This window comes from Prevotella sp. oral taxon 306 str. F0472, assembly GCF_000257925.1.
GTDB lineage: Bacteria > Bacteroidota > Bacteroidia > Bacteroidales > Bacteroidaceae > Prevotella > Prevotella vespertina.
This window is the reverse complement of the sequence record NZ_AJIN01000063.1, coordinates 19,496-30,397: the sequence shown is the minus strand read 5'-3', so window position 1 is coordinate 30,397 and position 10,902 is coordinate 19,496. Positions and strand designations below refer to the sequence as shown.

Genomic DNA, 10,902 nt, shown 5'->3' with positions numbered 1-10,902 from the left:
ATCTTCCACCTTGTACTTGTCTTCGATAAATGTTCGAAGATTATTACGGGTAGTATAGTAATTGGAAATTGTTTCTCTCTTAATGTCAATTCCAATATGTTCTTTCTTCTCCCTGATGAGGATGTCCAATCGTTCGATAAGCATACATCGTGTCTGTACGCTGCCTTGAAACAATTCCTTTACATCGGTTGCGTCAAATGGGCAACCTTTGGAAAGTAAGGCTTGATAAGCCGACTGAACAGACAACAGCAAACTCTCCAACCTGCCGTTTATCTCTACTGCCTCACGACTCTTGCCGTCCACTCTACTCTCACGGGGATTCCACAACTCTGGATTGCAGGAGAGTTTACAACTGAACTGGGCAACATTCCTTCCAGGTGTGATACGTCCCATAATGGGAGCCTTGCCCGACTTGTCAAGACCGCTCTTTTTGAGGTAGAGCAACACCTTCATTTTCTCTTGTTTCATACGCTTTAATTTTTATGGGCAAAGTTACCCGAATTAAAGCGTTCCTCACTTATGCAGAAAACTGCCGACCGCAGCAACAGCCACACGAGCGAAAATAATTCAGTTACCGAACATTACTTCATCGTTACCTATCTCAAAATCAGGTAATGCTTTGGTAACTGAACTTCTGCCTAAATCTGCATATTCCTGCCCTTTTTGAAAAGAGCACTTCTACGCAAATCGTTTCGTTTCTTCCTCATTATCAGTCAGTTTACACCAACTTCGATTTTTCTTCCTTTTCAAGGATTAGTTGCAAGTGAAGAGAGGCTTTCTTTCATGCGACAAGACGCCCTCTTTGAATGAAAGAGAGCGTCTTGTTTAAATCAGTAGGTTGTATGCTAATTGACTTCCGTTGCCCACTCCTATTCTTTGTGGAGGCGGGGTGGGGTGTAGGGAAACCTATATCTTATGATTCTTTGGGCTTATTTCCCTTCTCAATAACGTCCATCACTTCCTTCAACTCCTCATCTTGATGCTCCTTCGTGACGTATCTTTGCCAATAAGCAATGATGAGTGTGGTGAGTGGAAGAGCGATTATAAGACCGATAAAGCCTAACAAGGCACCCCAAACAGAGAGTGATAGGAGGAGGATGGCAGGGTTAAGTCCCATGGCTTTACCCATTATCTTTGGTGTAATCACCATATCCATCAGTGCTTGAACGATGGCGAATACTGCCAGAGCCGAGCCAAAGATGATCCAGAAATTCTGCCCTGTATCAGCCGCTTTAAGCAATGCTAGGAAGGCAGTTGGGATGAGAGCGAAGGTGTGGAGATACGGAATAAGGTTGAGAATACCTATCAGGATGCCCAAACCAATAGCCATCGGGAAGTCGATGATGGTAAATCCTATGCAGAAGAGAACCGCCATGCAGAGTGATACAAGTCCCTGCCCACGCACGTAGTTATTGAGTTCTCGTTCCACATCCTGCTCTAGTCCACGCCAGAAAGGGCGCGCTTTCTTAGGGAAGATTCTTATCCAATTGGAGGTGAGTGTCTCGTAATCCAGCAAGATAAAGAACATATAGAGTAAGGTGATACATGACGCTATGATGGATAGCACGATGCTAGCTGTCTGTCCTATAACAGAGAACAGTTTAGGCATGATATTCTTAATCGCATTGGTGAAATCGGGGCTCTTTAAGAATCGTTCTATCTCATGTTGGTTCTCCGTAACCCATTGTTGTATCATAGCCGAGATGTTGTTCGTATGGGCGGTCTCATGTAAGTATCTATTAGAGATAGTCATAAGTCTGTCTATCTGACCAATCATTGGTGGGACGATGAAGTAGAACACTCCTGCGATAATGGCAGTAACAAATGTCATTGCAACGATGATACTGAGTGCACGCCCTGGAACGTGTAACTTGTATTGTACGAACTTCACAATCGGATAGAGGAGATAAGCTAATAACCATGCAATGAAGAATGGTAGCAATACACTCGAAAGCCCTTTTATGATTAAGAAAACTGCAACTACGGCAAGAGCCGTTAGTGACCAGCGTATGAATTTATCAAATGTTATCGTCTGAGGCATATTATTTATCTTTTAAAGAAAGCTCGTCTTTTATACTTTTCTGGTAACAATCGCGGCATAAGGGTTCGTACTCTTGTTGTTCGCCAAGCATAACCCTACGTGTATCTGCAGTGAGTCGATGACTGACATACGCCAAGGCTCCGCACTTAACGCAGATGGCGTGTACCTTTGTTACATCATCAGCTATGGCACAGAGGGCAGGCATTGGACCGAATGGAACGCCTTTATAATCCATGTCAAGACCGGCTATGATGACTCGAATACCATTATTGGCTAGTTGGTTGCAAACGTCAACGAGCCCTTCATCTAAGAACTGCGCTTCATCTATTCCCACGACATCTATATCTGAAGCTAACAATAAGATGTTACCCGAGGAGTCGATAGCTGTGGAATGGATAGAGTTCTGGTCGTGGCTGACAACATCCTCTTCAGAGTAGCGAGTATCTATCGATGGCTTGAAAATCTCTACCCTCTGCTTAGCGAACTGAGCACGTCTCATACGGCGGATAAGCTCTTCTGTCTTACCAGAGAACATACTTCCGCATATAACCTCTATGCGTCCTTTACGACACCTTTCACCATTAAGATTATTAATTGTTACCATAATTGCTGCAAAGATAAGTATTTTCTTGGAGTTAAAGGATACTTTCCTTGTAGTTAAAGGTGGTAAGGGAGTTAAAGAAGTTAAAGACTATAGTGCTGGTTGGGGTGCTTCTTTAACTCCCATCAGCAACCTCCTTTTTACTCTTATGCTCCTTTCCTTTAACTCATCTATAGTCTAACAGGCTCCTTAACTCCTCTATTCGTTATGTAAAAAAAGCTAATTTATTTTGCCCTTCAGTGCTTTTGCTTTACATTTGCAAGCAACAATGGGAACATTATACCTCGTACCTACACCAGTTGGAAACATGGAGGATATGACGCTCCGTGCAATCCGAATACTGAAGGAAGCCGACTTAGTCTTATGTGAAGATACCCGAACTTCGGGCATCTTATTGAAGCATTTCGAGATAAAGAATCGTCTTCTATCACATCATAAGTTTAATGAACATAGTACATCAGCAGGTATCGTCAATCGATTGAAGGCTGGTGAAACCATCGCACTCATATCTGATGCAGGCACTCCTGGTATAAGTGATCCAGGATTCTTCTTAGCTCGTGAGGCGGCAGCAAGTGGTATTACAGTACAGACCTTACCGGGTGCAACAGCCTTTGTTCCAGCCCTCGTCTCTAGCGGACTGCCCTGTGATCGATTCTGTTTCGAAGGCTTCTTACCACAAAAGAAAGGTCGTAAAACACATTTGGAGAGCTTAGCTGATGAGACGCGAACAATGATTTTCTATGAATCACCTTATAGGGTAGTGAAGACATTGAGCCAGTTTGCGGAGGTGTTCGGTGCTGATCGACAAGTAAGTTGTTGTCGTGAGATATCGAAGGTACATGAGGAAAGTGTTCGTGGAACGCTTGCCGAGGTCATCAACCACTTCGAGGAGACAGAGCCAAGAGGCGAGTTTGTGATAGTGGTTGCCGGTAAGGAGAAGGTTAAGTCTTCGACTAAGAAGGCGCGAAATAATATTAAAGAGTAATGTTATGAAGAAACTTTTAGTAGTGGCAGTATGTGGAGTTCTTGCACTGGCATCCTGCAATCAAGACAAGAAAACAGCATTTAATCCAGCACAGATACAGAACGATTCCTTACGTGCAATTATTGATGCTCGTGACAACGAGATTAATGACATGATGGGGACACTCAATGATATTCAACAGGGATTTGCCGATATCAATGAGGCAGAGAATCGTGTGACTATTGCCAAGGATAGCGAGAGTGAGGATAAAAACGAGCAGGTGAAAGAGAACGTACAGTTCATTGCTCAACGTATGAAAGAGAATCGCGAGCTTATAAAGAAACTGCAACAACAGTTGCGCGAGACAGGTTTCAAGGGTGATGCAATGAAGAAGACTCTTACGCAGCTAACCAATCAGTTGGTTCGTAAAGAGGGTGAATTGAAACGCTTGCGCAGTGAGTTAGAGTCAAAGAATATCCATATTAAGGAGCTTGATGAGACGATCACGGGTTTGAATACAGATGTAGAAAACCTCAAGACAGACAAGGAGAACCTTACAACAGAGAAGGAGAACCTAACGACGGAGAAAGAGAATCTGCAGAACGAAAGCAATCAGAAGACTGAAACGATCAATACGCAAGATAAGCAGTTGAATACTGGTTGGTATGTATTCGGTACTAAGAGCGAATTGAAGGGACAGCGTATTCTTGATGGAGACAGGGTATTGCAGGGTGCTTTCAACAAGAGCTACTTCACGAAGATAGATATCCGCATTACCAAGGAAATCAAACTTTATAGTAAGAGCGCACGACTGTTAACAGCGCACCCAAGCAGTAGCTACAGCTTATCAGCTGACACAAATGGTCAGTATGTACTTCGTATTACCGACCCACAGACTTTCTGGAGTACAAGTAAATACTTGGTTATTCAGGTTAAGTAACCTTATATATATAATAAGGAAGAGGCATTCTCGTGATGAGAGTGCCTCTTCTTTGTATGTATTAGATGGTTTTATGATCAATTATTGAGGTCTGCCAACTTTGACGTAAGGAGCAGACTCAACATGATAAAGGTGGAACCAATGGCTAAACTAATGTATTTAATGTTGTTGAGAAGGACTATGATAAACTCTGAATTAGAACCTTGCTTAAGTGATTCTGTTAGGTCGGGTAGGGTGAAGCTCGCAATAGTGACAATACTTCCTAATAGGATTCCAATAGCCAGCATGATGATGGAGAACCGTTTGTTCTTACGTTTCTCCTCACGTTGATAAGCTTTTACCTCATCAATAAGAGCCATCTGGCGGTGTAGTCTTTGCATGAAGGCTGCATCGTTGGTGAGCTTTGGCTGATAATCAGTCAGCAGGTCTTTTAAGTATTTATCTTCGTCCATCTTTCAATAAGCGTTTTAGTTGTTCCCGTCCTCGGGATAGTTGTTTCTTAATCGCATCCTCACTGTTATCGGTTATCTCTGCAATCTCTTTGATTTGATATCCTTGCATATAATAAAGGAGAATACTGGTTCTTATCGTTTCAGAGAGTGTAGCTAATGCCGCATGAAGAGCTTGATAACGGAAGCAATCATCTGCGTTTGCTGTTCCTTGAAGTGCAAACACTTTCTCTAAAGATAGTTTACTTTGCTCTTTCTGTTTACGTTTAGCATCAATAAAGATATGGTATGCTATCTTTAATAACCATGCCGAGAACTGTCCACGTTCATCATATTGCTCACAGCGGAGGTAAGCCTTGATAAGAGTCTCTTGTGCAATATCGTCAGCCTCAGCGCTGTCTCCGCAGCACAAAGCCATCAGGAACCGACGTAGATGAGCCTGTTCCTGATTGACTTGATTGACGAATTGATTTCTGGTCATACGCTCTTATTCGTTCTCTGAAACCTGATCAAGTGACTTCTTACCGCTTTTGTAAGCTACTAACAGACCAATCCCAGTTGCTAAAGGAACTATTCCAAAGATCGCAAGGAAACCGAAATCCATTCCTTCATACCCGTTGATGAAGCTCGTTGTGACTGTTGCTATAATACAGACAGCCCCTCCGATTAAACAAATGGTACCCCATAAGATTTCTTGGTGTAGCCTATTAAGCATCCTCTCTTTGTATGTCTTCTGTGGAGGATTAAGTTTGCTTAGGAACTCTTGTACGTCAATATCGCTGTTCTTCTCTATTGCAGCCATGACAATCTCACTTCTTTTGTTTGTATCATGCTGCTTCTTTTTATAGGCAATGTAGGCGATAACAATAGGAAGAACTACTACAACTCCTAAAGGAACGATGATTGATGTGAGTGCGCCAAGTGTTATTGGATTCATAACTTTATACTTTTTAATTTGTTATACATTGGTTGTGAATATTGAACCGATTCGTATGTATAACGAGAGTTAGGTGTAAAAGGTGACATTGATTATTAAGTTTTTTATCATGAAAGGCTATCTCCTCTCTTGGAAGAAACGTTGCATAAGAGCCTTACACTCCTCCTCGAGGACGCCAGAGGTTACGTTTGCCTTAGGGTGGAAAGCCTTAGGAGCATATTCATGATAGCCTCGCTTTATGTCAGGGCATCCATATACAATGCGGTGAAGTTGCGCCCATCCGATTGCTCCAGCACACATGATGCAGGGTTCAACAGTAACATATAGCGTGCAATCTTGTAAGTACTTGCCCCCTAACTCGCTCTCCGCAATCGTGATGGCTTGCATTTCTGCATGGGCGGTAACATCGTTCAAGGTTTCAGTGAGATTGTGGGCACGAGCTATGATTCGATCTCGACATACTACGACAGCCCCTATTGGAATCTCACCTTCACGATATGCAGCCTTCGCTTCATCGATTGCACGCTGCATAAAATACATGTCTTTCTTTATTTGCTCATCGGTACTCATGCCACAAAAATACGTGTTTTATTTTGATTATACAAAACTTTGTCCTATCTTTGTGGTGCGAATAATAATGTGAGAAAGGCGCATGGCATACCATAATGATCTAGGTAAATGGGGCGAAGAAGTTGCTGCTAACTATCTTCAACAGCAAGGTTATACCATCTTACATCGCAATTGGATGTATCAACACCGTGACTTAGATATTGTTGCAATGGACGCTGGAACGTTGGTGATAGTGGAGGTGAAGACACGAAAGGACGAATGCTTTGTTAATGCCGATGCTGCTGTAACACCACAGAAGGTGCGCTCCTTGTCGCTTGCTGCTAATGCTTACGTCAAGAGGTATAATATAAGTTTGGAGATACGATTCGATATTATCACCATCGTTGGATGCCCTGATGATAAGCACGAAGTACGCCATGTGAAGGATGCCTTTCTACCTTTTATATAATAGACAGCTATCATTCATGAAAATTATAGATGCAGTATTAGGTCTTTTCAAGCCTTCAGTCGTAGAAAAGAAGCAAGAAGTAAAGGTCCTTCGATTACCAGAAGTGGATAGTACAAATAACTTCTTACGTAACTATACACCTGCGGAAGACGAGCCAATGACTGTTGTGGTGGCTGAACATCAGACCTCTGGGCGAGGGCAAGGAACTAATACTTGGGAGAGCGAAAGCGGTAAGAACCTACTATTCTCCACCCTTGTGCATCCTACAATGCTGCCTGTCCGCAGTCAATTCTTGCTCTCTGAGGCAGGAGCCTTAGCTTTGAAAGAAGCCTTATCAAGCTATGTTGCGGATGACATACGCCTCAAGTGGCCGAATGACATCTATTGGAAGGATAAGAAACTGAGTGGAACTCTGATAGAGACCAAACTTAGTGGCGGACATATAAAGGATTGCATCTTTGGTGTAGGGCTCAATGTTAACCAATCCACATTCGTTAGTAATGCTCCTAATCCCGTCTCTCTCTGCCAGATCTTAGGGCATGAAGTAGATAAGGAAGAACTCCTCAAACATATAATCGCTAAGTTCCAAGAGTGTTACCACCTGTTAGAACTAGGCGGATACAATGATATTAGTGCAATGTATCACGAAGCTCTGTACCGTAAGGGAGGCTTTCATCGTTACCGCGACATAGATGGCGAGTTTGAGGGAGCCATCGTTGAGGTTGAAGATGATGGACATCTCATCCTAAGAGACCGCAGTGGAATGATTCGTGAATACCAGTTTAAAGAAGTAGAATTTATTGTTTAATAAGATACATAAATGGCAAGATTCAAACGTATACTATTGAAGCTCTCTGGTGAGAGCCTTATGGGTAAGCAAGGATTCGGCATAGATCCAGAACGCTTAAGTGACTATGCGAAGCAGATAAAGGAGGTGCATGACATGGGCGTGCAGATAGGTATCGTTATCGGTGGAGGTAACATCTTCCGTGGATTAAGCGGTAGTCAGAAAGGTTTCGACCGTGTGAAAGGAGACCAGATGGGTATGTGTGCCACTGTAATTAACTCCCTTGCGCTCTCTTCTGCACTTGAGGCAATCGGCGCAAAAGTCAAAGTTTTGACTGCAATCCGTATGGAACCAATAGGTGAGTTCTATAGTAAGTGGAAGGCTATTGAGGCTATGGAGGCAGGCTATGTATGTATTTTCTCTGCTGGAACAGGCTGCCCTTACTTCACAACTGATACAGGTTCTAGCCTCCGTGGTATCGAGATAGAAGCCGACGTAATGCTAAAGGGTACACGTGTAGATGGCGTTTACACAGCTGATCCAGAGAAAGACCCAACAGCGCAGAAGTACTCTGAAATCACCTATGATGAGATTTACAACAAGGGCTTGAAGGTAATGGATCTTACAGCAACGACGATGTGTAAGGAGAATGACCTACCTATTTACGTCTTCAACATGGATGTTGTTGGCAACCTCAAGAAGGTGATGGACGGCGAAGATATAGGCACATTGGTTCACAATTAAGCTATATCTTGAAGGTAATTAAAGTGATAAAATCAAGACAGCTATGGAGTGTCTATGCTTCGATAAGTAGCTTATGGCACTCTTGCTGCTTAGTGAATTTGGGCTTACTAACCTATAATCTGTAAATAATTCAACGATATATAGAATTTATTGTTTACCTTTGCAAGCGAATTTTTAATCGTACAAATCAATGAACAAGAGAAATACATTACTGTTTATTTTCATGCTGTTCGTTAGCATTACAGCTTTCGCACAACAGAAGCCAGCACACTTTACTGTGCAACAGAAACAAGTGTCTCCAACAGAGGTAGACCTCATCTTCTCTGCAAAGATAGATGCGGGCTGGCATGTCTATTCGACTAACTTACCTGCAGATGGACCTACGTCTACTACTTTGCATATAGAGAAAGCTGAGGGTGTGACGCCCGTTGGTAAGCTCACAGCACGTGGTAAGGAATTGAATGTCTTTGACAAGGCTTTCGAAATGAAGCTCCGCTATTTCGAGAATAGTGTTAGCTTTATTCAACGTTATAAGATCACGGCAAAGACATACACAATCAAAGGTTACTTAGAGTATGGTACTTGTAACGACGAGATGTGTATGCCTCCAATGCAAGTGGAGTTCAATTATAAGGGGAACGGCCCTGCTGAAGCTCCCGCTGCGACGCCAGCAAGCACATCAACTACCACCGATAATACTGCGTCAGCTGCTACTCCAGTAGCAGCTGATGGTTTATCTGCACTAGCTGCAATGACTGCTGACACGGCAAAAGAGGCTACCACGGCTAAGACTGACTCAACTACAGCAACGGCTCAAACGGCTGTTCAGAGTACGCCAGACGCCGACCTGTGGACGCCTGTAGTAAAGGAGTTGGCGGCATTCAACAATGCGCAAAATAACAAGAGCAACTCTCTTTGGTACATCTTCTTCATGGGTATTATAGGAGGACTCGTTGCTCTGCTTACCCCTTGCGTGTGGCCAATCATACCAATGACCGTTAGTTTCTTCCTAAAGCGTGCGAAGGACGACCGCAAGAAGGGTATTCGTGATGCCATAACATACGGTATCTCAATCATAGTAATCTATCTCGGCTTAGCGTCAATCGTAACAGCTGCATTCGGACCACAGAAGTTGAATGAGCTAGCAACCAATGCTCCGTTCAATATCTTCTTCTTCCTTCTGCTGTTAGTATTCGCCTTTAGTTTCTTTGGTTGGTTCGAACTCCGATTGCCATCATCGTGGGGTAATGCCGTAGATAACAAAGCGGCAGCAACCACGGGCTTGCTTTCAATTTTCCTTATGGCGTTCACCTTGTCACTGGTAAGTTTCTCTTGTACAGCACCTGTTGTGGGGCTTTTACTAGTTCAGGCAGCCACAAGTGGCGACTGGGTAGCTCCGGCAGTGGGAATGTTTGGTTTCGCCTTGGCGTTAGCCTTACCTTTCACGCTCTTCGCCCTCTTCCCATCTTGGTTGAAGCAAGCACCTAAATCAGGTTCATGGATGAATATGATAAAGGTTGTGTTAGGCTTCATTGAATTGGCATTCTCGCTGAAGTTCCTCTCAGTAGCCGACCTCGCATACGGATGGCATATCCTAGATCGTGAGACATTCCTATCTATTTGGATTGCGCTCTTCGGGTTGCTCGGTCTCTATCTCATAGGAAAACTCAAGTTCCCACACGATGATTCTGATCAGAAGGCAATGCCTGTACCAGCCATTATGCTAGGTCTTTGCTCATTAGCATTCTCCATTTATATGGTTCCAGGTCTTTGGGGCGCACCTTGTAAGGCGGTTAGTGCTTTCGCACCACCTATCAATACGCAGGATTTCAATCTAGCTCCACAAACCGTACATGCACAATATACCGATTATGAAGAAGGCATGCGCGCAGCTGCAGCAGCTGGGAAACCTGTCTTGATAGACTTTACTGGCTTCGGATGTGTTAATTGTCGTAAGATGGAGGCATCGGTATGGACAGACTCCCGTGTAGCTGATAAGCTCATGAAGGATTATGTGCTCATCTCACTCTATGTAGATGATAAGACTCCGTTGAAACAGCCTGTAGAGGTGAAACGTCCTGATGGTACTACCCGCACTCTGCGCACTGTGGGCGACAAGTGGAGCTATCTTGAGGAAACGAAGTTCGGTTATCTCGCACAGCCCTTCTATGTGCCATTGGATAATGCTGGTAAGCCTCTCAATGGTAGCTTCAGCTTCAAAGAGGACGTGAAAGCCTATCTTGACTTCCTGGATAAGGGGCTTGAAAACTACAAGGCTGGTAAGTAATCAGCTTAATAAGACTTACACTTAATCCCTACCAATTAGTTTCAATCGTACTGGTAGGTGAGATAAGATAATAATAATGGTGTGATGGCAATTTGCCGTCACACCATTATCGTTTCTAATAGCATCTGCGTATG

Annotated in this window: 13 protein-coding genes; 6 read left to right on the top strand and 7 right to left on the bottom strand. The window is 43.4% G+C overall.

Going from position 1 to position 10,902, the window contains the following annotated elements; translation table 11 throughout:
- From HMPREF9969_RS09830 to HMPREF9969_RS09820, 3 genes are all read right to left on the bottom strand, one after another.
- Positions 1–468, bottom strand: a 468-nt coding sequence (locus HMPREF9969_RS09830) for an Arm DNA-binding domain-containing protein (RefSeq protein ID WP_036895643.1), incomplete at its 3' end; no start/stop codon positions are given.
- Positions 469–913: 445 nt separating this feature from the next.
- On the bottom strand, positions 914–2,041 hold the full coding sequence (locus tag HMPREF9969_RS09825) for an AI-2E family transporter (protein WP_009435668.1): 1,128 nt from the start codon (positions 2,039–2,041) through the stop codon (positions 914–916).
- A gap of 1 nt (position 2,042) precedes the next feature.
- The gene (locus HMPREF9969_RS09820) at positions 2,043–2,645 is read right to left on the bottom strand and encodes a thymidine kinase (RefSeq protein ID WP_009435653.1); all 603 of its coding nucleotides are present in this window, start codon (positions 2,643–2,645) and stop codon (positions 2,043–2,045) included.
- Positions 2,646–2,910: 265 nt separating this feature from the next.
- Between HMPREF9969_RS09820 and rsmI the strand changes: the two genes are divergently transcribed.
- Both rsmI and HMPREF9969_RS09810 read left to right on the top strand, forming a co-directional pair.
- The gene (gene rsmI, locus HMPREF9969_RS09815) at positions 2,911–3,627 is read left to right on the top strand and encodes a 16S rRNA (cytidine(1402)-2'-O)-methyltransferase (protein WP_036895639.1); all 717 of its coding nucleotides are present in this window, start codon (positions 2,911–2,913) and stop codon (positions 3,625–3,627) included.
- A gap of 4 nt (positions 3,628–3,631) precedes the next feature.
- Positions 3,632–4,546 (top strand): hypothetical protein, encoded by a 915-nt coding sequence (locus HMPREF9969_RS09810; RefSeq protein WP_009435654.1) that lies wholly within the window; start codon positions 3,632–3,634, stop codon positions 4,544–4,546.
- A gap of 77 nt (positions 4,547–4,623) precedes the next feature.
- Here the strand turns inward: HMPREF9969_RS09810 and HMPREF9969_RS09805 are convergent, their stop codons facing one another.
- From HMPREF9969_RS09805 to HMPREF9969_RS09790, 4 genes are all read right to left on the bottom strand, one after another.
- Positions 4,624–4,998 (bottom strand): hypothetical protein, encoded by a 375-nt coding sequence (locus HMPREF9969_RS09805; RefSeq protein ID WP_009435670.1) that lies wholly within the window; start codon positions 4,996–4,998, stop codon positions 4,624–4,626.
- Complete coding sequence (locus HMPREF9969_RS09800) at positions 4,985–5,476, bottom strand: RNA polymerase sigma factor (RefSeq protein WP_009435657.1); 492 nt, start codon at positions 5,474–5,476, stop codon at positions 4,985–4,987. The genes HMPREF9969_RS09805 and HMPREF9969_RS09800 overlap by 14 nt, the downstream gene beginning before the upstream one ends.
- 6 nt (positions 5,477–5,482) lie before the next feature.
- On the bottom strand, positions 5,483–5,932 hold the full coding sequence (locus HMPREF9969_RS09795; RefSeq protein WP_009435666.1) for a hypothetical protein: 450 nt from the start codon (positions 5,930–5,932) through the stop codon (positions 5,483–5,485).
- Positions 5,933–6,049: 117 nt separating this feature from the next.
- Positions 6,050–6,502 (bottom strand): nucleoside deaminase, encoded by a 453-nt coding sequence (locus HMPREF9969_RS09790; protein WP_004383790.1) that lies wholly within the window; start codon positions 6,500–6,502, stop codon positions 6,050–6,052.
- Between the two features lie 82 nt (positions 6,503–6,584).
- Between HMPREF9969_RS09790 and HMPREF9969_RS09785 the strand changes: the two genes are divergently transcribed.
- The 4 genes from HMPREF9969_RS09785 to HMPREF9969_RS09770 all read left to right on the top strand — a co-directional run bounded on the left by HMPREF9969_RS09785 (position 6,585) and on the right by HMPREF9969_RS09770 (position 10,768).
- Positions 6,585–6,950, top strand: coding sequence for a YraN family protein (locus tag HMPREF9969_RS09785; protein ID WP_009435661.1), 366 nt, complete (start codon positions 6,585–6,587; stop codon positions 6,948–6,950).
- Positions 6,951–6,966: 16 nt separating this feature from the next.
- Positions 6,967–7,758 carry a biotin--[acetyl-CoA-carboxylase] ligase gene (locus HMPREF9969_RS09780; RefSeq protein WP_036895642.1) on the top strand — a complete coding sequence of 264 codons (792 nt, stop codon included), beginning with the start codon at positions 6,967–6,969 and terminating at the stop codon, positions 7,756–7,758.
- 12 nt (positions 7,759–7,770) lie between these two features.
- Complete coding sequence (gene pyrH / locus HMPREF9969_RS09775) at positions 7,771–8,481, top strand: UMP kinase (protein ID WP_009435667.1); 711 nt, start codon at positions 7,771–7,773, stop codon at positions 8,479–8,481.
- Between the two features lie 190 nt (positions 8,482–8,671).
- Positions 8,672–10,768: a protein-disulfide reductase DsbD family protein gene (locus HMPREF9969_RS09770; protein ID WP_036895638.1), complete on the top strand. Its 2,097-nt coding sequence runs from the start codon at positions 8,672–8,674 to the stop codon at positions 10,766–10,768.
- Positions 10,769–10,902: the final 134 nt, after the last annotated feature.

Excerpts from the sequence above, each read along its gene's own strand:
- rsmI (WP_036895639.1), top strand. The coding sequence starts at position 2,911 with ATGGGAACATTATACCTCGTACCTACACCAGTTGGAAACATGGAGGAT.
- HMPREF9969_RS09820 (WP_009435653.1), bottom strand. The coding sequence starts at position 2,645 with ATGGTAACAATTAATAATCTTAATGGTGAAAGGTGTCGTAAAGGACGC.
- HMPREF9969_RS09780 (WP_036895642.1), top strand. The coding sequence starts at position 6,967 with ATGAAAATTATAGATGCAGTATTAGGTCTTTTCAAGCCTTCAGTCGTA.
- HMPREF9969_RS09810 (WP_009435654.1), top strand. The coding sequence starts at position 3,632 with ATGAAGAAACTTTTAGTAGTGGCAGTATGTGGAGTTCTTGCACTGGCA.
- HMPREF9969_RS09790 (WP_004383790.1), bottom strand. The coding sequence starts at position 6,502 with ATGAGTACCGATGAGCAAATAAAGAAAGACATGTATTTTATGCAGCGT.
- HMPREF9969_RS09770 (WP_036895638.1), top strand. The coding sequence starts at position 8,672 with ATGAACAAGAGAAATACATTACTGTTTATTTTCATGCTGTTCGTTAGC.
- HMPREF9969_RS09800 (WP_009435657.1), bottom strand. The coding sequence starts at position 5,476 with ATGACCAGAAATCAATTCGTCAATCAAGTCAATCAGGAACAGGCTCAT.
- HMPREF9969_RS09785 (WP_009435661.1), top strand. The coding sequence starts at position 6,585 with ATGGCATACCATAATGATCTAGGTAAATGGGGCGAAGAAGTTGCTGCT.
- HMPREF9969_RS09825 (WP_009435668.1), bottom strand. The coding sequence starts at position 2,041 with ATGCCTCAGACGATAACATTTGATAAATTCATACGCTGGTCACTAACG.
- pyrH (WP_009435667.1), top strand. The coding sequence starts at position 7,771 with ATGGCAAGATTCAAACGTATACTATTGAAGCTCTCTGGTGAGAGCCTT.
- HMPREF9969_RS09795 (WP_009435666.1), bottom strand. The coding sequence starts at position 5,932 with ATGAATCCAATAACACTTGGCGCACTCACATCAATCATCGTTCCTTTA.
- HMPREF9969_RS09805 (WP_009435670.1), bottom strand. The coding sequence starts at position 4,998 with ATGGACGAAGATAAATACTTAAAAGACCTGCTGACTGATTATCAGCCA.